17 protein-coding genes are annotated in these 21,097 nt (G+C 63.5%); 10 read left to right on the top strand and 7 right to left on the bottom strand.

The annotated features are described in order from the left end of the window. Positions 1 to 323: 323 nt before the first annotated feature. The 3 genes from purL to BPHYT_RS09525 all read left to right on the top strand — a co-directional run bounded on the left by purL (position 324) and on the right by BPHYT_RS09525 (position 6,307). Entirely contained in the window at positions 324 to 4,409 is a 4,086-nt protein-coding gene (gene purL / locus BPHYT_RS09515; protein WP_012432925.1) for a phosphoribosylformylglycinamidine synthase, read from the top strand. A gap of 331 nt (positions 4,410 to 4,740) precedes the next feature. After that, positions 4,741 to 5,025, top strand: a complete 285-nt coding sequence (locus BPHYT_RS09520) for a helix-turn-helix domain-containing protein (protein WP_012432926.1) — start codon at positions 4,741 to 4,743, stop codon at positions 5,023 to 5,025. After that, the gene (locus tag BPHYT_RS09525; protein ID WP_012432927.1) at positions 5,015 to 6,307 is read left to right on the top strand and encodes a HipA domain-containing protein; all 1,293 of its coding nucleotides are present in this window, start codon (positions 5,015 to 5,017) and stop codon (positions 6,305 to 6,307) included. Before BPHYT_RS09520 ends, BPHYT_RS09525 begins: the two co-directional genes overlap by 11 nt. A 75-nt stretch (positions 6,308 to 6,382) precedes the next feature. Here BPHYT_RS09525 and BPHYT_RS09530 read toward each other — a convergent pair whose 3' ends face one another. The 5 genes from BPHYT_RS09530 to BPHYT_RS09550 all read right to left on the bottom strand — a co-directional run bounded on the left by BPHYT_RS09530 (position 6,383) and on the right by BPHYT_RS09550 (position 10,299). Continuing rightward, the gene (locus BPHYT_RS09530) at positions 6,383 to 7,162 is read right to left on the bottom strand and encodes a peptidylprolyl isomerase (protein WP_012432928.1); all 780 of its coding nucleotides are present in this window, start codon (positions 7,160 to 7,162) and stop codon (positions 6,383 to 6,385) included. Between the two features lie 11 nt (positions 7,163 to 7,173). Further along, positions 7,174 to 7,494, bottom strand: coding sequence for a BolA family protein (locus tag BPHYT_RS09535; protein WP_012432929.1), 321 nt, complete (start codon positions 7,492 to 7,494; stop codon positions 7,174 to 7,176). Between the two features lies 1 nt (position 7,495). Further along, complete coding sequence (locus BPHYT_RS09540) at positions 7,496 to 8,026, bottom strand: septation protein A (protein ID WP_012432930.1); 531 nt, start codon at positions 8,024 to 8,026, stop codon at positions 7,496 to 7,498. Between the two features lie 163 nt (positions 8,027 to 8,189). Beyond that, complete coding sequence (gene msrB, locus BPHYT_RS09545) at positions 8,190 to 8,612, bottom strand: peptide-methionine (R)-S-oxide reductase MsrB (RefSeq protein WP_012432931.1); 423 nt, start codon at positions 8,610 to 8,612, stop codon at positions 8,190 to 8,192. A 130-nt stretch (positions 8,613 to 8,742) separates the two neighbouring features. Continuing rightward, on the bottom strand, positions 8,743 to 10,299 hold the full coding sequence (locus BPHYT_RS09550) for a protein adenylyltransferase SelO (protein ID WP_012432932.1): 1,557 nt from the start codon (positions 10,297 to 10,299) through the stop codon (positions 8,743 to 8,745). 193 nt (positions 10,300 to 10,492) lie between these two features. On the opposite strand from BPHYT_RS09550, the gene BPHYT_RS09555 reads away from it, so the two are divergent. From BPHYT_RS09555 to BPHYT_RS09565, 3 genes are all read left to right on the top strand, one after another. Further along, positions 10,493 to 12,178 carry a 3-(methylthio)propionyl-CoA ligase gene (locus BPHYT_RS09555; protein ID WP_012432933.1) on the top strand — a complete coding sequence of 562 codons (1,686 nt, stop codon included), beginning with the start codon at positions 10,493 to 10,495 and terminating at the stop codon, positions 12,176 to 12,178. A gap of 160 nt (positions 12,179 to 12,338) precedes the next feature. Next, complete coding sequence (locus BPHYT_RS09560; RefSeq protein ID WP_012432934.1) at positions 12,339 to 14,423, top strand: 3-hydroxyacyl-CoA dehydrogenase NAD-binding domain-containing protein; 2,085 nt, start codon at positions 12,339 to 12,341, stop codon at positions 14,421 to 14,423. A gap of 88 nt (positions 14,424 to 14,511) precedes the next feature. Continuing rightward, on the top strand, positions 14,512 to 15,690 hold the full coding sequence (locus BPHYT_RS09565) for an acetyl-CoA C-acyltransferase (protein WP_012432935.1): 1,179 nt from the start codon (positions 14,512 to 14,514) through the stop codon (positions 15,688 to 15,690). 117 nt (positions 15,691 to 15,807) lie between these two features. Here BPHYT_RS09565 and BPHYT_RS09570 read toward each other — a convergent pair whose 3' ends face one another. Both BPHYT_RS09570 and BPHYT_RS09575 read right to left on the bottom strand, forming a co-directional pair. Beyond that, a complete protein-coding gene (locus BPHYT_RS09570) occupies positions 15,808 to 16,311 on the bottom strand; it encodes an LEA type 2 family protein (protein ID WP_012432936.1) in 504 nt (167 codons plus the stop codon). A gap of 70 nt (positions 16,312 to 16,381) precedes the next feature. Then, complete coding sequence (locus BPHYT_RS09575; RefSeq protein WP_012432937.1) at positions 16,382 to 16,756, bottom strand: cupin domain-containing protein; 375 nt, start codon at positions 16,754 to 16,756, stop codon at positions 16,382 to 16,384. 178 nt (positions 16,757 to 16,934) lie between these two features. On the opposite strand from BPHYT_RS09575, the gene BPHYT_RS09580 reads away from it, so the two are divergent. The 4 genes from BPHYT_RS09580 (at position 16,935) to BPHYT_RS09595 (ending at position 21,066) form a co-directional block, all read left to right on the top strand. Beyond that, on the top strand, positions 16,935 to 18,431 hold the full coding sequence (locus tag BPHYT_RS09580) for an aminotransferase-like domain-containing protein (protein WP_012432938.1): 1,497 nt from the start codon (positions 16,935 to 16,937) through the stop codon (positions 18,429 to 18,431). Positions 18,432 to 18,679: 248 nt separating this feature from the next. After that, positions 18,680 to 19,069 (top strand): hypothetical protein, encoded by a 390-nt coding sequence (locus BPHYT_RS37185; RefSeq protein WP_012432939.1) that lies wholly within the window; start codon positions 18,680 to 18,682, stop codon positions 19,067 to 19,069. A gap of 399 nt (positions 19,070 to 19,468) precedes the next feature. Next, a complete protein-coding gene (locus BPHYT_RS09590) occupies positions 19,469 to 19,954 on the top strand; it encodes a PaaI family thioesterase (RefSeq protein WP_012432940.1) in 486 nt (161 codons plus the stop codon). Between the two features lie 113 nt (positions 19,955 to 20,067). Further along, positions 20,068 to 21,066, top strand: coding sequence for an NADP-dependent oxidoreductase (locus BPHYT_RS09595; RefSeq protein WP_012432941.1), 999 nt, complete (start codon positions 20,068 to 20,070; stop codon positions 21,064 to 21,066). Positions 21,067 to 21,097: the final 31 nt, after the last annotated feature.

Consider the following 21,097-nt stretch of genomic DNA (forward strand, 5'->3'; position numbering starts at 1 on the left):
AAAGGGCGAATGATAGCAGCCAAACCGGCCTCGCGGCCACGCGGGCGCAACGCCGCAGCGCCGCCGCAGTGCGTGCCGCAGGCGGACCCGAACCAGACGGGAACGCGTCCGGAACTTGCGCGAAACTCACGCGGAGCCCGCACGGAACCCACCCGAAATTATCTCGAAACCCGCCCGAAGCCGTACCGCCAGGCCCGCTGGAAGCCTCTTCCCGGGGTATAATCCCGGACTTCCTTTGCGCCTCACGTCGCCTTCACGCGCGACTCATCGGCGCGACTCACGGCATCACTCATCGGCATCATTAGCGACGCAACGTCAAGTCCATGGCCCACTTCTCGTGTTTCCCCGGCGCTTCGGCCCTTTCCGATTTCCGTCAAACCCGCCTGCTCGAAACGCTCACGCGCATCGATCCGAACATTACCGGCGTGCGCGGGCAATATCTGCACTTCGTCAACGCCCAGACGCCGCTCTCGGCTGAAGACAACGCGAAGATCGAAGCGCTGATGCATTACGGCGATCCGCTCGAAGAAACCAAAGAGCGCGACACGGCTGAGACTTTTCTCGTGGTGCCGCGTTTCGGCACGGTGTCGCCGTGGGCCAGCAAGGCAACGGATATCGCGCATCTGTGCGGCCTCACGCAGGTGCGTCGCATCGAGCGCGGCGTCGAATACACGGTCACGCTGAAAAGCGGCCTGCTGGGCGGCAAGAAGGCGCTCTCCGACGAAGCCCGCGCAGCCGTCGCGGCGGCCTTGCATGACCGCATGACCGAAAGCGTGTCGAGCTCGCGCGACCACGCGCTGCATCTGTTCGACGAACTGCCGGCCAAGCCGCTGCAAACCGTCGACATATTGAGCAATGGCCGCGGCGCGCTGGAAACGGCGAACACGGAACTGGGCCTCGCGCTCGCCGACGACGAAATCGACTACCTCGTCGACGCCTTCACGAAGCTCGGCCGCAACCCGACCGACGTCGAACTGATGATGTTCGCGCAGGCCAACAGCGAACACTGCCGCCACAAGATTTTCAACGCGGACTGGACCATCGACGGCGAGAAGCAGGACATCTCGCTTTTCAACATGATCCGCAACACTGAGAAGCTGAATCCGCGAGGCACGATCGTCGCGTATTCGGACAACTCTGCGATCATGGCGGGCGGCATGGCCGAGCGCTGGTTCCCGCGCACGCCTGCGGACCTGGGCCCAAGTGAGTTGCCGGAGCACTACCGCCGCAGCAACGAACTCACGCACACCTTGATGAAGGTGGAAACGCACAATCACCCGACCGCGATCTCGCCGTTCCCGGGCGCCGCGACCGGCGCGGGCGGCGAAATCCGCGACGAAGGCGCAACCGGCCGCGGCGCGCGTCCCAAGGCGGGTCTGGCGGGCTTCACGGTGTCGAACCTGGAACTGCCGGACGGTGTCGAGGCATGGGAAAACGCGCGCGACGCGGCGCAGCCGCTCGCGCAACGCAATCCGGACGACAAGCACGAAGCATACGGCCGGCCCGACCGCATCGCCTCGCCGCTGCAGATCATGATCGACGGCCCGCTCGGCGGCGCCGCGTTTAACAACGAATTCGGCCGACCCAATCTGGGCGGCTATTTCCGCGCCTACGAGCAGAACGTCGCGGGCCTGGTGCGCGGCTATCACAAGCCGATCATGATCGCCGGCGGCATCGGCAATATCTCGGACCAGCACACGCATAAGCACGATCTGCCGGAAGGGTCGCTGCTGATCCAGATCGGCGGCCCGGGCATGCGCATCGGCATGGGCGGCGGCGCCGCGAGCTCCATGGCGACGGGCACCAACACCGCTGAACTCGACTTCGATTCGGTTCAACGGGGTAATCCGGAAATCGAGCGCCGCGCGCAGGAAGTCATCAACGCGTGCTGGCAGCTCGGCGAGAAGAACCCGATTCTGAGCATTCACGACGTGGGCGCGGGTGGTTTGTCGAACGCCTTCCCGGAAGTGGTCGACGGCGCCGGCAAGGGCGCGCGCTTCGATCTGCGCAAAATCCAGCTGGAAGAGAGCGGTTTGTCGCCGCGCGAAATCTGGTCGAACGAAGCGCAAGAACGCTACGTGCTGGCCATCGCACCGGCCGATCTGCCGGCTTTCGCCGCCATGTGCGAGCGCGAGCGCTGCCCGTTCGCGGTGATCGGCACGGCCACCGCCGAGCGTCAGCTCAAGCTGATCGATTCCGAACTGAACGACGACGCCGCGCACCAGCCGGTCGACATGCCGATGGAAGTGCTGCTCGGCAAGGCGCCGCGCATGCATCGCGACGTCAAGCGCGTCGAGCGGAAGCTCGAACCGGTGGATGTAACCGGCCTTGCGCTGTCGGATGTCGCGACTAGCGTGCTGCGTCATCCCACGGTGGCGAGCAAGTCGTTCCTGATCACGATCGGCGACCGTTCGGTGGGCGGCACGACCGCGCGCGATCAGATGGTCGGCCCGTGGCAAGTGCCGGTGGCCGACGTCGCGATCACCACCATGGACTACGCGGGCTTCACCGGCGAAGCCATGACGATGGCCGAGCGCACGCCTTTGGCTGTCATCGACGCGCCGGCTTCGGGCCGCATGGCGGTCGGCGAGGCCGTAACCAACATCGCGGCGGCGCCGATTGCATCGCTCGACAAGCTCAAGCTGTCGGCAAACTGGATGGCCGCATGCGGCGCGGCGGGCGAAGACGCCGCGCTTTACGACACGGTCAAGGCGATCGGCATGGAGTTGTGCCCGGCGCTCGGCATCAGCATTCCGGTCGGCAAGGATTCGCTGTCCATGCGCACCAAGTGGGAAGACCGCGGCGTCGCGAAGGAAGTGGTCGCACCGGTTTCGCTGATCATCTCGGCGTTCGCGCCGGTTCAGGACGTGCGCCGCCACCTCACGCCGCAACTGCGCCGCACGAGCGACGTGGGCGAGTCCGTGCTGATCGCCATCGACCTCGGCCGCGGCAAGCATCGTCTGGGCGGCAGTATCCTCGCGCAGGTTACGCAGCAGGTCGGCGACACGGTGCCGGACGTGGACGATCCTGAAGATCTGAAACGTTTCTTCGCCGCGATCCAGGCGCTGAACCAGGACGGCAAGCTGCTCGCGTATCACGACCGCTCGGACGGCGGCCTGTGGGCGACGGTGTGCGAAATGGCGTTCGCGGGCCACGTGGGTGTGTCGCTGAACGTCGACATGCTGGTGCTCGATCCGAACCACGAATCCGATTACGGCGACGCCAAAGACTGGGCCAAGCAGACCAGCGGCCGCCGTGAAGACCGTACCATCCGCGCGCTCTTCAATGAAGAGCTCGGCGCCGTCGTTCAGGTGCGCGCGTCCGAGCGCGACGCGGTGCTCGCAGCGTTGCGCGAACATGGGCTGTCGGCGTGCTCGCATGTGATCGGCAAGATCAACGAGCGCGACACGATCGAAATCTATCGCGACGCCAAGAAGATTTACGACGCGCCGCGCACCGAACTGCATCGTACGTGGAGCGAAGTGAGCTGGCGTATCGCGCGTCTGCGCGACAACCCCGCTTGCGCCGACGCCGAATACGACGCGCTTTCCGATGCGGCCGATCCCGGCATTTCGCCGATCCTGACGTTCGATCCGGCAGAAGACGTCGCCGCGCCGTTCGTCGGCAAGAGCGCGCGTCCGCGCGTGGCGATCCTGCGTGAGCAGGGCGTCAATTCGCATCTCGAAACCGCGTATGCATTCGACCGCGCCGGCTTCGACGCGCACGACGTGCACATGAGCGATCTGCTGGCCGGCCGCGCCAATCTGGCGGACTTCGCCGGCGCAGTGGCGTGCGGCGGCTTCTCGTACGGCGACACGCTGGGTGCCGGTGAAGGCTGGGCGAAGGCGATCCGCTTCAACGCGCAACTGGCCGACATGTTCGCCGCGTTCTTCGGCCGTGAAGATACGTTTGCGCTCGGCATCTGCAACGGCTGCCAGATGATGAGCAGCCTCGCTTCGATGATTCCGGGCGCCGAAGCGTGGCCGAAGTTCACGCGCAACAAGTCGGAGAAGTTCGAAGCGCGCTTCTCGCTGGTCGAAGTGCAGGCTTCGCCGTCGCTCTTCTTCAGCGGCATGGAAGGCTCGCGCATTCCCGTGGCGATCGCGCACGGCGAAGGTTACGCGGACTTCTCGCAGCAAGGCGATGCGTCGAAGGTCGCGGTGGCGATGCGCTATGTCGATCATCGTGGTCAGGCGACCGAGCAGTATCCGTTCAACCCGAACGGCTCGCCGAACGGCATCACGTCGGTGACGACGCCGGACGGCCGCTTCACTGTGCTGATGCCGCATACCGAGCGCGTGCACCGCGCGGTGCAAATGAGCTGGCATCCGGAAGGTTGGGGCGAAGGCGCCACGGACGCAAGCCCGTGGCTGCGCGTGTTCCAGAACGCGCGTCGCTGGTTGGGGTGATGAGGTGAGACGGGCTGGCGCGTAGTGCTGCGCGCCAGCTTGCGGTGCCGCGGCCGCGCGCGCTTGCGCGATGGCGAGGGCCGGCGGATGGCGGGCGCACCGGTCCGCCTGCGCGGCAACTCCGAGACTGAACTTATCTCCTTCGTATCCGCTCGGGTACGTCAACGCTCATATTCCCCGATTTGTCTATCTTTCGTACCCGATCGGGTACGAAACCTTCCTATTGGCGTTTGGCATGTCGATTCGTACCCGCTCGGGTACGAAATCAGCTAAAACCGTGCTCTCATGGCATAATGTTCCCGAGCGGGTACGAACGCACACGGGGCGAGTGATGGAGTCCAACGTTTTCATCAGCAACATGACGGAGTTAGGCGATCTCGTGCGGGCGTCCAGGCTTGCGCAGAGGTTGACGCGCGACGACGTCGCCACCGCCACCGGCCTGTCTCCCAAGTTCATCACGCACATCGAGGCAGGTAAGCCAACGGCGCAGATCGGCAAGGTGCTGCATCTCCTCAGCGAACTGGGCATCACGCTGCGCGCCGAGGTTTCCGTAGACATTCCAGCAGACGTCTCCACCAAGGCATCCCATCGCCGCCGGAGTACCCATGGCCGCTAGAGCGCTAGTCGCCTATGCGAATGGCCGCCGCGTGGGCGTCGTGAGCGACGACAGCGGAGTCTGGTCATTTGCCTACGCCGAGGACTGGCTGGCTCGTGAGGACGCGTTTGCGCTTTCACCCGCTTTCCCACTGCTAGCCGAGCCTTTCGCCGACGGATCCAGCCGGCGGCCGGTGCAATGGTTCTTCGACAATCTGCTGCCTGAAGAGGAAATGCGCAGTGCGCTCGCTCGTGAGGCCAAGGTCGATGCGAGCGACGCGTGGGGTTTGCTCGCCTATTACGGCCGCGAATCGGCCGGCGCCTTGACGCTGCTCGCAGAGGGCGAACAGGAGGCGCCTGGCGGACTGCAGTCTTTGTCGCGGGCGAATCTGGAGGCGCGCATTCAGGCGATGCCGCAACACGCGCTCACCGCCACGGCGCCCAAACGCATGTCCGCCGCAGGCGCCCAACAGAAGCTGTTGCTGACCTTGCGAGGCAACGCGCCGGACTACGAACTGCTCGAGCCCGTGGGCAGTGAACCGTCCATGCATCTTCTCAAGCCCGACATGCGCAGCACAGGCTATCCGCATTCGGCGATCAACGAATTTTTCTGCATGCAACTCGCGCGTGCAATGGGTGTGCGCGTACCGCCCACGCATTTTTTGCGGGTGCCTTCGGCCTGTTACGTGATCGATCGCTTCGACCGTGACACGAGCAGTGAGCCGGCTGGGCGGCTGCATACTGTCGACGCCATGCAATTGTTGAATTACGACCGCAGCTTCAAATATCGGAATGCGACCGCGCAGGTGCTCAGGGATGCGATCGAGAAAACGAGCACGCGGGCCGTGGCGCGTCTCGATGTATTCCGCTGGGCGATCTTCAATGTGCTCATCGGCAATGCCGACTCACACCTGAAAAACCTCTCGTTCTTCGTTACCGCTCGCGGTTACAGGCTGGCGCCGTTCTACGATCTGGTGAGCACGGTCGTCTACCACACGCCGACCTATCAGCCACAGCAGCGGGACCGTTGGCCGCACTGCGACCTGACCATGCCGGTCGGAGACGCCACTCAATTCGCGCAGATCAACAGAAAGAACATGCTCGCCTTCGGCGAAGCGCTTCGTCTTTCGCCTAAGGGTTCGGAAAGATTGCTGGATGAGATGCTGGCCACGCTCGACGCCCGCGTGGCGGACACCCGCCGCAGCGTCGACGAAATCGCGCAGCCGAATGCCGGCGAGGTCCGCCTGCTCGATTCGATCGTTGCGATGCCGCTTGCGGAAATGAGCCGCGCTTTGCGCAAGTGATTGTGCGCAATCGCAATGAAAAAGGCGCTGTTCAGTCATTGACTGAACAGCGCCTTGAGCAGAATCGAACTCAGCTTACTGAATCTTCGCGTTCTTGCGCAAACCTTCCTCGAACGCCTGCAGCTTTTCCTGCTGGATCTGTTGCACGATCTGCGGACGCACTTGCTCCAGCGGCGGCGGCGTGATGTTGCGCACGTCGTCGACACGGATGATGTGCCAGCCGAATTGCGTATGCACCGGCGTGTCGGTCATCTGGCCTTTCTGCAGATGCGTGGCCGCGTCCGCGAATTCAGGCACGTAGGCCTTCGGGTCCGACCAGTCCAGATCGCCGCCGTTCTTGCCCGATCCCGGGTCTTTCGAGAATTGCTTGGCCAGATCTTCGAAGCTTGCGCCGGCCTTGATCTTCGCGATCAGGTCTTTGGCCTGCTGTTCGTTGTCCACGAGGATGTGGTGCAGGTGATATTCCTTGCCGCCCGCGTCCTTGATCAGCGCGTTGTAACGCGCGGTGACTTCGGCGTCGCTCGGCGTGTTGTTCTTCACGAAGTCTTCGATCAGCGCGCGCAGCACGACGGTTTGCTGAGCAACGGCGATTTGCGCCTTGATGTCCGGACGATTCGGCAGGCCGCGGCGCAGCGCTTCCTGCATCAGGATCTCGCGATTCACCAGTTCTTCGCGCACGGCGGTCTGCAGTTGCGGCGTATTTTGCTGGCCTTGATGAACCAGTTGGTCGATCAGCGCATCGGCGCGTGCTTTGGGAATCGGCGTGCCGTTCACGACGGCGATGTTCTGTGCGAATGCAGGTGCGGCTGCAAATGCAGCCAGCAATACCCAAAGACGGGTTTTCTTCAAGGTCATCGAAAATTTTCCTAGCGGGGCAACAAAGCGAATTCTTCGGGCGTATACGCCGTGATGGCAAGGGCGTGAATGCCGCGCTGCATGGCATCGGCCAGCGCATCATACACCATGCGATGCCGCGCCACGCGGGCCTTGCCGGCGAATGCGGCAGCCACGATCGTGACACTGAAATGACCGCCGGCGGAGGCGCCGGCGTGACCGGCGTGCTGCGCGCTGTCGTCGGTGATCTGGATCGAAGCGACCGGCGCCAGCGCGGCGGCAAGGCGCGACTCGATCAGCGCAGCGCGCTCGGCGGTGGTGGCGTGCATGAATACGTCGGCGTCGCTCGTCATGTCATTCTTCCTTCATATACTTCGAGAGCCACAAACTCTGTCCGACGATAAACACCACCAGACAACCGGTGGCGCCGAACAGCTTGAAATTGACCCACTGGTCGGTCGTGTAGTTGTACGCGACGAACAGATTCACCAGCCCGAGCAGCACGAAAAAGATCGCCCAGACCACACTCAGCTTGCCCCAGATCGCGTGCGGCAGCGTGATCTGCTTGCCCATCATCGCTTCGATCAGGTTCTTGTTGAACGCCAGTTGCGAGACGATTAGCGCCACTGAAAACGCCCAGTACAGCACGGTCGGCTTCCACTTGATGAAGGTGTCGTTGTGCAGCACGAGCGTCGCGCCGCCGAACACGGTGACGACGCCGAGGCTCACCCACAGCATCGGATCGACCTTGCGGTGGCGGAAGGCCACCCACGCGATCTGCACCAGCGTGGCGACGATCGCCACTGCCGTCGCCGTGAAAATGCCCCAGATCTTGAAGGCGACGAAGAACAGGATGATCGGGAACAGATCGAACAGGAATTTCATTATCTGGTCGGGAGTCGGAGAAAGAGTCGGAGAAAGGTCGGGAAATGGGGGCGCGGTGCGAAGCAGGTGAAACGGTTCGCAAGCTGGATGAAGGGTGTCGCGGCCGGCGCGCGTCTGAATGGACGCAGACGCCGGCCGGCAACGCGCCGGACTCCGCGCTGCGTTACTTGGGCTCGAATTGTAACGCAGCTGAATTGATGCAGTACCGCAGGCCGGTCGGCGCGGGTCCGTCTTCGAATACGTGGCCCAGATGCGCGCCGCAGTTCTTGCATTCCACCTCGATGCGCAGCATGCCGTGCGAGCGGTCGGTTTTCTCCTTGATCACTTCGCCGTCGATCGGCTTGAAGTAGCTCGGCCAGCCGCAACCGGCGTCGAACTTGGTGTCCGATTCGAACAGCGGCGTGCCGCAACAGACGCAGTCATAGATGCCGCGATCCCAGTGGTCGTGGTAGCGGCCCGTGAACGGGCGCTCGGTGGCGGCGTGGCGCGTCACCTGATATTCGATGTCGGAAAGTTGCTTGCGCCACTCGGCATCGTCTTTCTGCACGGCGGGGGCGTCGGTCTTGAGTTCGTCGGGTTTGTTCATGGTCGGTTCCTGTCTCGGGCTTGTTTTGGGGGCGGCTGGACGGTCAGGCGGGTTCGGCTCACTACGGGCTCACTACGGGCTCACCACGGCTCACTACAGCACTACGCGCAAGCAGAAGCCGCTCGGCGCGTCACGACGAGCAGCTCACTTCCAGCGAGCTCGCCCAGTCCGGCGGCAGCCCGGCATACGCTTCGTGCTCGGGCTGTTCGTCGAACGGACGGCGCAGGATGGCCGCCAGTCGTTCCACTTCGGAGAAATCCTTCTCTTTCGCGCGGCGGATCGCCGTTTCCGCCAGATGATTGCGAAGTACGAATTTGGGGTTCACACGGTTCATTGCAATGGCGCGCGCGGCGTCGTCGCGTGTTTCTTCGGACAGCCGCGCGCGGTAGTCGTTCACCCAGGCGTCGAAGGCGGCGCGGTCGAGAAACAGATCGCGCACTGGCGCGTCGCCGCTTGCGTCGTGCTTCGACACGCGCGCCAGATTTCGGAAGGTCAGCGTGAAATCCGCACGATTGGCGTGCATCACCTCGAATAGGCGATTGACCAGACCATCGTCACCCTCGCGTTCAATTTCGAGGCCGAGCTTGGCGCGCATGCGCCGTTCCAGCGCCGGCGCAAAGCGATTCTTGAAACCGCCGAGCACACGTTGCGCGTCTTCGATCGCCTTGTCGCCGCGCACGCTTTCCTCGTGTTTTTCGCCTAGCAGCGGCAATAGCCCTTGCGCGAGACAGAACAGGTTCCAGTAGGCGATCTGCGGCTGCATCTTGTACGCGTAACGGCCCTGCGAATCGGAGTGATTGCAGATGTAGCCGGCGTCGAAGCCGTCCATGAAACCGAACGGACCGTAATCGATGGTGAGGCCGACGATCGACATATTGTCGGTGTTCATCACGCCGTGGCAGAAGCCGACCGCCTGCCAGTCGACCATCAGGTCAGCGGTCGAGATGACCGCTTCATTGAGCAGCGCGAGATACGGATCGTCGGCTTCGCGGCAATGCGGATAGAAGCGCTCGATCACATGATCGGCGAGCGCGCGCAGCGCGTCGGTGCGATCGTTCGAATAGAAGTGCTCGAAGTGGCCGAAGCGCACGAAGCTCGGCGCCACGCGTGTGACTACGGCGGCTGTTTCGACGGTCTCGCGCCGCACCGGCTGATCGGAGCCGATCACGCACAGCGCGCGCGTGGTCGGAATGCCGAGGTGATGCATCGCCTCCGAACACAGATACTCGCGGATCGACGAACGCAACACCGCGCGGCCGTCGCCCATGCGCGAATAGGGCGTGCGCCCCGCGCCTTTGAGCTGCAACTCGAAGCGCTGGCCATTATGTTCGACTTCGCCGAGACCGAGCGCGCGGCCGTCGCCGAGCTGGCCGGCCCACACGCCGAACTGGTGCCCGGAATAGACCGACGCATAAGGCAGCGCCTCGGCCGGCCACTCGCGCGTGAGGTTGCCGGAGAACAGTTCGGCAAAGCCCGGATCATTCTCGAGGCCCGGCTCTAAACCGAGCAGCGCGGCGGTTTCGGCGGAGAACCCGACGAGGTACGGCGCACTGAGCGGCGCCGCCGGCAGACGCGTCAGAAACACGCTGCCGAGCCGTGCGAACGCGCTCTCGTGCAACGTGGTGAGCGCATCGGAAAGGGCCGACAAAGGCCCGGATAACCCTGCAATGCTTGGGGAAAACGACATGTTGAGCGCCTCTGGATTAACCGATATTGTAAGTCCGCGCCCGCGGAGCTGCTGGCCGGCCATACGTACGTCTGTCCCGTACCGATCCTGTCCAGATCTTGCCGGCCGTGCGCTTTTCGCCGAAGGCGCGACGAGGCGCGCCCCCCGAGCTGCAAAACCAATTGAAACGATCGAGCCGAGGAGACCACTCTTTATGACGACGCCGCTGCTTGGCCAGATGATGGACGTGCCGCTGACCGTGCCTTCGTTGCTCACCCACGCCGCGCGGCATTTCGGCAGCACCGAAATCGTGTCGCGGCGTATCGAAGGCGACCTGCATCGCTATACCTATCGTGATTGCGAGAAGCGCGCGAAGCAGCTCGCGCAAGCGCTGATCGCACTCGGCGTCGAACCCGGCGAACGGGTCGCGACGCTTGCGTGGAACGGCTACCGTCATCTGGAAGCGTATTACGGCACGACCGGTTTCGGCGCCGTGTGCCATACGATCAATCCGCGCCTCTTTCCCGATCAGATCGCCTACATCATCAATCACGCCGACGACGCCTACGTGCTGTTCGACACCACGTTCGCGCCGCTCGTCGATGTCCTCGCACCGCAATGTCCGAAGGTGCGCGGCTGGATCGCGCTGGCCGACGAAGCGCATCTGCCCGCGATGCAGACGCCCGCGCTCAGCTACGAAACACTCGTCACCGCGCAGGACGGAAATTACGCATGGCCGCCGCTCGACGAACGGCAAGCCTCGTACCTGTGCTACACATCCGGCACCACGGGCAATCCGAAGGGCGCACTGTATTCGCATCGTTCGACGGTGCTGCATGCGTTCGGCGCTTCACTGCCCGACGCCATGAGTCTCTCCGCGCGCGACTGCGTGCTGCCCGTCGTGCCGATGTTTCATGTGAACGCATGGGGCATTCCGCACGCCGCGCCGCTGACCGGCGCGAAGCTCGTGTTCCCCGGCAAGGACCTCGACGGCAAGTCGCTGTACGAATTGATGGAGAGCGAGCGCGTTACGTATTCGGCCGGCGTGCCGACCGTATGGCTTGGACTGCTCAACTATCTGCGCGAGGCGAAAGTGCGGTTTTCGTCGCTCAATCGAACGGTGATCGGCGGCTCGGCCTGTCCGCCGGCCATGCTGCGCACCTTCGAAGACGACTACGGCGTGCAGGTGATCCACGCGTGGGGCATGACCGAAATGTCGCCGCTCGGTACGCTGTCCAAACTGACGTGGGAACAAAGCCAGCGTCCGCTCGAAGAGCAGCGCGCGTTGCTCGAAAAGCAGGGGCACGTGCTGTATGGCGTCGACATGAAAATCGTCGGCGAGGATGGCCGCGAACTGCCTTGGGACGGCGTGGCGTTCGGCGATCTGCACGTGCGCGGACCGTGGGTGATCGACCGCTATTTCCGCAAGGACGATTCGCCGCTCGTGGACGGCTGGTTTCCCACCGGCGACGTCGCCACCATCGACCGCGACAGTTTTCTGCATATCACCGACCGCTCGAAAGACGTGATCAAGTCCGGCGGCGAGTGGATCAGTTCGATCGACGTCGAAAACGTGGCGATCGCGCATCCGGCGGTGGCCGAAGCGGCGTGCATCGCGTGCGCGCATCCGAAATGGACCGAGCGGCCGCTGCTGGTGGTCGTCAAACGCCCCGGTTTCGAAGTCACGCGCGAGGAACTGATCGCCTTCTACGACGGCAAGGTCGCGAAATGGTGGATTCCCGACGACGTCGCGTTTGTCGACGAATTGCCGCACACGGCGACCGGCAAGCTGCAAAAACTCAAGCTGCGCGACATATTCCGCAACCACGTGCTGCCTTCCGCGCTTGAAGACGAAAAAGACTGTCCGCTGACGCCGCTTGCCAGGGGAAACCCCGCCTGAAAATAAAAAAACGAGAATTGAACGAGCGTGCTTTTTTGTGTATTCTGCCTGCTGACCCCGGAAAAAACAGACAATCGGTCGGATCGTCGATCCGACTCGATGAACCGGATGGGCGGCATCTGTTGCCGCCCTCACGCATGGATCGCATGGAGGCAGGCAGATGGCAGTGGACTACACAACTCATGACGGCGTGGCCGTCATCACGCTGAACAATCCTCCCGTGAATGGCCTCGGCCTGTCGACGCGAGCGGGTATCGTCGAAGGGGTCGAGCGCGCGCAGAACGATCCGGCCATCAAGGCCATCGTGCTGACCGGCGCAGGCAAGGCCTTCTCGGGCGGCGCCGATATCACCGAATTCAATACGCCGAAAGCGGGCCAGGAGCCGACGCTCGCCACCGTCATCAAGATCGTGGAAGGCAGCGCGAAGCCGGTAATCGCGGCGATTCACAGCGTCGCGATGGGCGGCGGCCTGGAGTTGGCGCTCGGCGCGCATTACCGTATTGCCGCACCCGGCGCGCAGATCGCGCTGCCGGAAGTGAAGCTCGGCATTCTGCCGGGCGCGGGTGGCACGCAGCGTCTGCCGCGCGCCATTGGTCTCGAAGCGGCGCTCAACATGATCGTCTCCGGTGCGCCCGTCATGTCGGAGAAGCTCGCTGATTCCGGCCTGTTCGACGAACTCGCCCAGGGCGATCTTGCCGAAGCAGCGCTGGCGTTTGCCCGCAAGGTCAGCGCGAAGGAAGGCCCGCATCCGAAGGTGCGCGACCGCAAGATCGAGCATCCGAACGCTGCCGGCTTCATCCAGTTCGCACGGAACACCGTTGCCACGATGGCGAAGAATTTCCCCGCGCCGCTGAAATGTATCGACGCGGTGGAAGCGGGCGTGCAGAAGGGTTTCGACAAAGGCCTCGCCTTCGAGCGCGAATGCTTCATGGCGCTCGTGCAGACGCCGGAAAGCCACGCGCTGCGTCACGCGTTCTTCGGCGAACGTGCGGCGAGCAAGATTCCCGACGTGCCGTCCGACACGCCGGTGCGCGACATCGGCCAGGTGGCCGTGATCGGCGCGGGCACGATGGGCGGTGGCATCGCGATGAATTTCATCAACGCCGGCATTCCGGTCACGCTGCTGGAAACGAAACAGGAGGCGCTCGACCGCGGCCTCGCCACGATTCGCAAGAACTACGAAGCGACCGTCAAGAAGGGCAAGCTCAAGCCGGAAGTGCTCGGGCAGCGCATGGCGCTAATCACGCCCACGCTTTCCTACGACGACCTGAAAAACGCCGACCTGATCGTCGAAGCGGTGTTCGAAGAACTTGGCGTGAAAGAGCAGGCGTTCAAGCGTCTGGACGAAGTGGCGAAGCAAGGCGCGATCCTCGCCTCGAACACCTCGACGCTCGACGTCGACAAGATCGCCGCTTTCACGAAGCGTCCGCAGGACGTGGTCGGCATGCACTTCTTCAGCCCGGCCAATGTGATGAAGCTGCTCGAAGTGGTGCGCGGCAAGGAGACGGCGAAAGACGTGCTCGCCACCGTCATGAACCTGGCGAAAAAGATCAAAAAGACCGCCGTGGTTTCGGGCGTGTGCGATGGTTTTATCGGCAACCGGATGGTCGAGCAGTACATCCGCCAGGCGCTCTTCATGCTCGAAGAAGGCGCGCTGCCCGCGCAGGTCGACAAAGCAATCGAGAAGTTCGGCTTCGCGATGGGTCCGTTCCGCATGAGCGACCTGGCCGGCAATGACATCGGCTGGGCGATCCGCAAGCGCCGTTATCTGGAACATCCCGACATGCATTACTCGAAGATCGCCGATCGTCTTTGCGAGACGGGGCGCTTCGGCCAGAAGACGGGCGGCGGCTGGTACGACTACAAGGCGGGCGACCGTACCGCGTATCCGTCGAAAGTGGTCGACGACATGATCGTCGCGTTCTCGAAGGAAACCGACACCGAGCGCCGTAAGATCAGCGACGAGGAAATCGTCGAGCGGCTCGTGTTCGCGCTCGTGAACGAAGGCGCGAAGATTCTCGAAGAAGGCATTGCGTCGAAGGCGTCGGACATCGACATGGTCTATCTGACCGGCTACGGTTTCCCGCTGTATCGCGGCGGCCCGATGCTGTACGCCGACACGGTCGGCCTCTACAACGTCGAGCGCGCGATTCGCCGCTATGCGGCGCGGCCGAACGGCGATGCGTGGCAACTGGCGCCGAGCATCGCGGAACTGGCGGCGAAGAACCGCGGGTTCAACGGCTGAACTACAGCGCGAGTGAATTGACTGAGGTGGCGCTGTGCGGCGAATCGCCCGCGCGTCATCATCGACATCTGGAAGTAGGAGAGCATGCATGACTGACGCCGTAATCGTATCCACCGCCCGTACGGGCCTCGCCAAATCATGGCGCGGCGGTTTCAACATGACGCACGGCGCGACGCTCGGCGGCCATGTGACGCAGGCCGCCGTCGAGCGCGCGAAGCTCGACCCGGCGCGTGTCGAAGACGTGATCATGGGCTGCGCCAATCCGGAAGGCGCGACGGGCATGAACATCGCGCGGCAGATCGCGCTGCGCGCCGGTTTGCCGGTCAGCGTGCCGGGCATGACGGTGAACCGTTTCTGTTCATCGGGATTGCAAACTATCGCGCTGGCCGCGCAACGCGTGATCGCCGGTGAAGGCGACGTGTTCGTGGCCGGTGGCGTGGAATCCATCTCGTGCGTGCAGAACGAGATGAACCACCACATGCTGACCGAAGGCTGGCTCAGCCAGAACAAGCCGGAAATCTACTGGTCGATGCTGCAGACCGCGGAGAACGTCGCGAAACGTTATTCGATCTCGAAAGAGCGCCAGGACGAATACGGCGCGCGTTCGCAACAGCGCGCCGCGGCCGCGCTCGAAGCCGGCAAGTTCAAGGACGAGATCGTGCCGTTGACGGTGCTCGCCGGCGTCGCTGACAAAGCGAGCGGGCGTCTCTTCACGAAAGAAGTGACCGTCAGCGGCGATGAAGGCATTCGCGCCGACACCACGCTCGAAGGCGTCTCGAAGATTCGCACCGCGCTGCCGGGCGGCGTCATCACCGCTGGCAATGCAAGCCAGTTCTCGGATGGCGCGTCGGCTTGCGTGGTGATGAACGCGAAGGTGGCGGAGCGAGAAGGGCTGCAACCGCTCGGCATTTTCCGCGGTTTCGCGGTGGCGGGTTGCGAGCCGGACGAGATGGGCATCGGCCCGGTGTTCGCGGTGCCTAAGCTGCTCAAGCAGGCCGGTCTGAAGGTCGAGGACATCGACCTGTGGGAACTGAACGAAGCGTTCGCCGTGCAGGTGCTGTATTGCGCCGACAAGCTCGGCATTCCGCAAGACCGTCTGAACGTCAACGGCGGCGCGATCGCGGTCGGCCATCCGTATGGCGTGTCGGGCGCGCGGCTGACCGGCCATGCGCTGATCGAAGGCAAGCGGCGCGGCGCGAAGCTGGTTGTCGTGACCATGTGCATCGGCGGCGGGCAGGGCGCGGCGGGGTTGTTCGAAGTGGTGTGATCCGGCTCGAACGGTAATGAACGGCGGGTGCCGTGTGGTTCTGCGCATGAGAGCGCGCGAATCATGCGGCACCCGTTTTCTATTCGCGCGTCGTGCAGGCTAGCCCGATGACGCGCTTCAAGGCAAAGCCATGCCGGCCGACGGCAGGCTCAAGCTGCCCTGATCGACGAATCGCGTCGTGCCCGTCAGTCCACCGGCGAGCTTGCCGCGCAAAATGTACGGAATCTGTCCCGACTGGGTGGCGCCCGCGAAGGCGAAGGCCTGGCGAACCGCGGCGAAAGCGGGCACTGTCAACGGCACATTGACGACCGTTTCGCCGTAGCGCGGCACCGTGCCGACCTGATCGCTCACACCGCTCGCGAACGGCTTGCCGTTCAGTTCGAGATCGAGCGACACGCCGTTGAAGCTGACTGCGGAATCGTTGGGATTCTGCACGCGCAGTTTCACGTTGAAGCGCATCTCCAAGCCCTGGCTGTCGATCGGTTCGATGCCCGCCACGTTCACGCGCACCGGGTCGCCGCCGAACAGGCCGGCGCAACCGTGGAGCGTCAGCGCGACGATGGCGAGGAATGTAGCCAGACGAACGGAACGGCCGGACAGCAGCGCGCGGAAGAAGGACATGACCTGCACCTCGCAAGAAGCGGCTTGGGTCATGCATTGTACCGGGCCGTGTCGCGCGCCAAGCGGCGTTTCAGACCGCGCGCCGCAGCCGTGTTTTGACGAGACTCGCCAGATGCCGCAGCGCTTCACGAATCGGACCGCGCCCGTCCTTCCGCACGTGCCACGGTTGCAAGACGAACGCAGCCGCATTCGCCTGCGCGGCGCTGATCGACACGACGCCGCGCTGCGGCGTCACGAAACATTCGCCTTCGCGCAACGTGATCGACGTCACCGGCACGGCGTCGCCCAGCCACGCGAGCGAGTGATCGCGGAACTCGAGTTGCAAATCGCCTTCCACAGCCACGATCGAGGTCCGGGCGCGCAAGTCGTGCACGGCCATCTGACCGGCGGTGAGGCGGGCAGCAGTGCCGCGTGCCGAACCAATGCGGGATTGACAGGCTGACATGGCCGTTTCCTTTAAAGCGTTTCCATGCCACACAGCTTATTGAGTCCGTTCACGTGGCAACAGCCGCAGCCACTGACAATGTGAACCGGTACAGCAAGGCTTTTCAATGCGCTGTATCGGCTGGAATCGAACGAATGTGTATCTGTCGCGTCGTACGAACTGTCCGCACCATCGGCATATGACTCAATCCATCCTGACCCGGCAGGCAGCGCCTGCGGACCGGCTGCCGGATAGCCAGCCTCTGTATCGGCAATTGGCTGATCAATACCGGCGCGCGATCGGCAGCGGCGTGCTGCGTCCGGGCGACCGCATGCCGTCGATGCGCGCATTCATGCAGCGCCACGGCGTCAGCCTCGCCACGGCCACCGAGAGCTACCGCGTGCTGGAACGCGATGCACTGATCGATGCCCGGCCGCGTGCCGGTTACTTCGTGCGCGTGCCACCCACCGCGGCCTTGCCGGCCGCGTCCGAGCCCGACCTGGCGACACTGCCGGGCGCCGCGCAGTTCGTCGGTATTCACTCGGTGATTTCCTCGATTGTGTCGACATTCCAGCGCTATCCGGACGCGCTGAATCTCGGCGGCGCGACGGCATCACCCGATCTGTATCCCACGGACGCGTTGCAGAAAGCCGCGCTGCGCGCGCTGCGCAAGCGGCCCACCTTGCTGACCGCCGCCGGCCACGACCAGGGCGATCCGGCCTTGCGCGCGATCATTGCGCGCCGCGCGCTCGACGCCGGCATTCAAATCGGCGCCGACGACATCATCATGACCCACGGCGGCATCGAAGCCGTGAACCTCGCGCTGCGAGCGGTGACGCAACCGGGCGACACCGTCGCGGTCGAATCGCCGTGTTTTTTCGGGCTGCTTCAGGCGCTCGAAAGCCTCGGCTTGCGCGCGCTCGAAATTCCGGCCAGTCCGACCACCGGCCTCGCCATCGAAGCGCTGGCGTTCGCGCTGCACACGCATCCCGACATCAAGGCCGTGGTCGTGGTGCCGAACCTGCAGAATCCGCTCGGCAGCGTGATGCCCGACACGCACAAGGCGCGCCTCGTCGAACTGTGCGCGCAAGCCGGCATTCCGTTGATCGAAGACGATCCGTACCGCGAACTGGCCGACGCCGCGCAGCCGCCCAGATCGCTGAAGGCGTGGGACACCGACGGCACCGTGATTCACTGCACGTCGTTCAACAAGGTGTTGGCGCCCGGCATGCGGGTTGGCTGGATCAACGGCGGCCGCTGGCATCCGCGCATCGGCATGCTGAAGTTCGCGCAGTCGCGGCACAACGAACAGCTGTCGCAAGTCGTGCTCGCCGAATTTCTGGAAACGAACGCGTATGAGCGGCATTTGCGGCGTTTGCGCGACCGCTTGCGGCTTCAGCGCGAACGGATGGCCGCGGCGATCGCCACCTCGTTTCCCGACGGCACGCGTTTCACGCCGCCGCGCGGCGGGATGTTTTTCTGGATCGAATTGCCGCGTGACATGTCGTCCACGGTGTTCTTCAAGGCCGTGCTCGACGAGGGCATTCGCGTGATGCCGGGGACGATGTTTTCAAATGGCGGGCGCTTCGATCATTTCATCCGGCTCAGTTCACCGAGCACGGATCTCGATCTGGCCGACGAAGCCGTGCGCAGGTTAGGGCGGCTGGCCGCGCGAATGGCGGCTCACCCGGATTGATGCGGTGCAGCGCCGATCTAAGTGCTTGAAGAAGCACGTTACGTCCACCATCATTGATGGATAGCCGGCCGGCGCAGCGGCTCGTGACAAGGCGTCGCGGAAAACTGGCAAGCACTCTGAATGGCATCTTCCTATCATTAGCAATCCGGTCATGTGCTAATTGTTGGCCGGCTGCTTCTGGCAGATCGTTCTTGAAGGCAATGCCGATCTGCCTCGCGTTACCACTCGAAGATCACCACGGAGACGATATGCCATTCATTTGTGAAAATGTCGAGTGCCGAGCTGTACTTGCCCGCAAACAGGTCAAACCGAATCGGGACCACAATTCGTTTTACTTCTATTGCCCCGACTGCAACACGCGAAACGAGCTGATCGACGTCGGCGCTGCCGGCGGTCCTCTGGAACTGATTCAACCCGTGCGGCAAGGACTCCCGCACAAGGTGGTCGCCACAGCGCGGCCTCTCGAGGACGGAAGATACGCAGCGCAGTTGAGTATTCAGAAAGCGCTTGGCATCAAGGGGCCGTTTGCCGCGGAAGAACGTTGGGACCAGCTCGGCGTGTTCCCCGATCCACAAGACGCCGTCAGCTATGCGAAGACCACCGCAGCGGATTGGCTGGGCGCTGACTTTAGCCATTAACAAATGCCGAACGGATCGGCGTCGTGCTCGCGCGCCGATCCTGAAAGTTGGTGTGTGAAAGTCTCGTAGGCTTCTTCTAATTCGCCGCCTGCGCAGCCTGAACCCGATTGGAGTGTGTGGGCGTTGCGGATCGGACCGCACCAGCCCGGCCGGTCGTTTCGACTCGACAGACGCAATCGATTCGCGGAGCGCAACGCTCGCGAATGAGCCTTCATCCGCATCGCCGGCGGCCCATTTCTGGCGGCCCGAACCTCCCGATAAAACTCCACCAAACGCGTAAGTTTGATAGGCTTCCTGTTTGCCTTGGCCGATGGGCAAGCTTGAACAGAATGCCAAAGCTTCCCCACGCGCCCCGCAGCAATTTCATGAACGTACCGATCACACAATCTGCAAACAGCCATGACCGATTCGCCCTCATCTAACGCGAGTACTGCGTCCATGCCCGAGAGCCCGTTCGTCGACCGGCTCGGCGCGCAGCTTCTGTCGGCCGCGGACGGCGCCAGCGAAGTCGTGCTGCCGCTGCGGCACGATCATATGAACACGTGGGACGTCGCCCACGGCGGCGTCACGATGACGCTCGCCGATATCGCGCTTGCAATGGCTGCGCGCAGTCTGGCCGGCGACGGCGTCGGCGTCGTCACGGTCGAGATGAAGGTCAACTTCATGCAGCCGGGCCGCGGCGAATTGCGCGCGAGCGCTCGCGTGCTGCATCGCTCCACCACCATGGCCTATTGCGAAGGCGAGATCCGTGACAGCGAAGGTCACTTCGTCGCCAAGGCGCTCGGCACTTTCAAGTACATGCGCCGCCTTGCCGTAGGGCGCGACATCACGCAACAGCGCTTGCGCAGCGACCCGTCGGCAAAACCCGGTCCCAGCGACGGCTGAGCGCAAGCTTGCGAATCGCGTGCGCATCTGAACGAGACGCGCGCCGTTTCCCGTTTCGCACTCTCTGTTCAAATCATTCGCCGATTCATCGGCAACTCATGGAGACGATCGTCATGCCCCAGATCAACCGTCAACTCGTGCTGGCGTCGCGCCCACAAGGCGCCGTGACGCCCGATAATTTCCGTCTCGTCGAAACACCGCTCGCTCCGCTGGCCGACGGCGAATTGCGCGTGCGCAATCACTACCTGTCGCTCGACCCGTACATGCGCGGGCGTATGAACGACAGCAAGTCCTACGCGGCGCCGCAACCGCTGGACGAAGTGATGATCGGCGGCACGGTCGGCGAAGTGGTGGAGTCGAAGAATCCGAAGTTCGCGGTCGGCGACAAGGTCGTCGCAATGTTCGGCTGGCAGGAATACGGCACCTCGAACGGGACCGGCGTGCAGAAAGTCGACGACACGCATGTGCCCTTGTCGGCCTATCTCGGCCCGGTCGGCATGCCGGGTGTCACCGCGTGGTACGGGCTGAATCGCATCATCGTGCCGAAAGCAGGCGAGACAGTGGTAGTCAGCGCGGCGAGCGGCGCGGTGGGCAGCGTGGTCGGCCAACTGGCGAAGCTGGCTGGCGCGCGCGCGGTCGGCATCGCCGGCGGCGCGGACAAGTGCCGCTATGTAACGGAGACGCTCGGCTTCGACGCCTGCGTCGATTACAAGGCCGGCAATCTCTATCAGGACCTCAAGGCCGTGACGCCGAACGGCGTGGATGGCTACTTCGAAAACGTCGGCGGTGCGGTGCTCGACGCGACGCTTGCGCGCATGAATGCGTTCGGCCGGATCGCGCTGTGCGGGTTTATCGCGGGCTACGATGGCGAGCCAGTGCCGCTCAAGCATCCGTCGCTGATCCTCACGCAGCGTCTGCTCGTGCAAGGCTTTATCGTCAGCGAGCATATGGACGTGTGGCCGGAGGCGCTCAAGCAACTCGGCACGCTGGTCGCGCAAAAGAAGCTGGCGTATCGCGAAAGCATCGCGCAAGGACTCGAAGCCGCGCCCGAGGCGTTCATCGGTCTGCTCAAAGGCAAGAACTTCGGCAAGCAACTCGTCAAGCTGATCTGATCGCGCCGGCGCTCAGGCGAATCACACAACA

It is taken from the genome of Paraburkholderia phytofirmans PsJN, assembly GCF_000020125.1.
GTDB classification, from domain to species: Bacteria; Pseudomonadota; Gammaproteobacteria; order Burkholderiales; family Burkholderiaceae; genus Paraburkholderia; species Paraburkholderia phytofirmans.

What these genes read in the sequence shown, in the direction of transcription:
- purL (WP_012432925.1), top strand. Translation starts at nt 324, where the DNA reads ATGGCCCACTTCTCGTGTTTCCCCGGCGCTTCGGCCCTTTCCGATTTC.
- BPHYT_RS09520 (WP_012432926.1), top strand. Translation starts at nt 4,741, where the DNA reads ATGGAGTCCAACGTTTTCATCAGCAACATGACGGAGTTAGGCGATCTC.
- BPHYT_RS09525 (WP_012432927.1), top strand. Translation starts at nt 5,015, where the DNA reads ATGGCCGCTAGAGCGCTAGTCGCCTATGCGAATGGCCGCCGCGTGGGC.
- BPHYT_RS09530 (WP_012432928.1), bottom strand. Translation starts at nt 7,162, where the DNA reads ATGACCTTGAAGAAAACCCGTCTTTGGGTATTGCTGGCTGCATTTGCA.
- BPHYT_RS09535 (WP_012432929.1), bottom strand. Translation starts at nt 7,494, where the DNA reads ATGACGAGCGACGCCGACGTATTCATGCACGCCACCACCGCCGAGCGC.
- BPHYT_RS09540 (WP_012432930.1), bottom strand. Translation starts at nt 8,026, where the DNA reads ATGAAATTCCTGTTCGATCTGTTCCCGATCATCCTGTTCTTCGTCGCC.
- msrB (WP_012432931.1), bottom strand. Translation starts at nt 8,612, where the DNA reads ATGAACAAACCCGACGAACTCAAGACCGACGCCCCCGCCGTGCAGAAA.
- BPHYT_RS09550 (WP_012432932.1), bottom strand. Translation starts at nt 10,299, where the DNA reads ATGTCGTTTTCCCCAAGCATTGCAGGGTTATCCGGGCCTTTGTCGGCC.
- BPHYT_RS09555 (WP_012432933.1), top strand. Translation starts at nt 10,493, where the DNA reads ATGACGACGCCGCTGCTTGGCCAGATGATGGACGTGCCGCTGACCGTG.
- BPHYT_RS09560 (WP_012432934.1), top strand. Translation starts at nt 12,339, where the DNA reads ATGGCAGTGGACTACACAACTCATGACGGCGTGGCCGTCATCACGCTG.
- BPHYT_RS09565 (WP_012432935.1), top strand. Translation starts at nt 14,512, where the DNA reads ATGACTGACGCCGTAATCGTATCCACCGCCCGTACGGGCCTCGCCAAA.
- BPHYT_RS09570 (WP_012432936.1), bottom strand. Translation starts at nt 16,311, where the DNA reads ATGTCCTTCTTCCGCGCGCTGCTGTCCGGCCGTTCCGTTCGTCTGGCT.
- BPHYT_RS09575 (WP_012432937.1), bottom strand. Translation starts at nt 16,756, where the DNA reads ATGTCAGCCTGTCAATCCCGCATTGGTTCGGCACGCGGCACTGCTGCC.
- BPHYT_RS09580 (WP_012432938.1), top strand. Translation starts at nt 16,935, where the DNA reads ATGACTCAATCCATCCTGACCCGGCAGGCAGCGCCTGCGGACCGGCTG.
- BPHYT_RS37185 (WP_012432939.1), top strand. Translation starts at nt 18,680, where the DNA reads ATGCCATTCATTTGTGAAAATGTCGAGTGCCGAGCTGTACTTGCCCGC.
- BPHYT_RS09590 (WP_012432940.1), top strand. Translation starts at nt 19,469, where the DNA reads ATGACCGATTCGCCCTCATCTAACGCGAGTACTGCGTCCATGCCCGAG.
- BPHYT_RS09595 (WP_012432941.1), top strand. Translation starts at nt 20,068, where the DNA reads ATGCCCCAGATCAACCGTCAACTCGTGCTGGCGTCGCGCCCACAAGGC.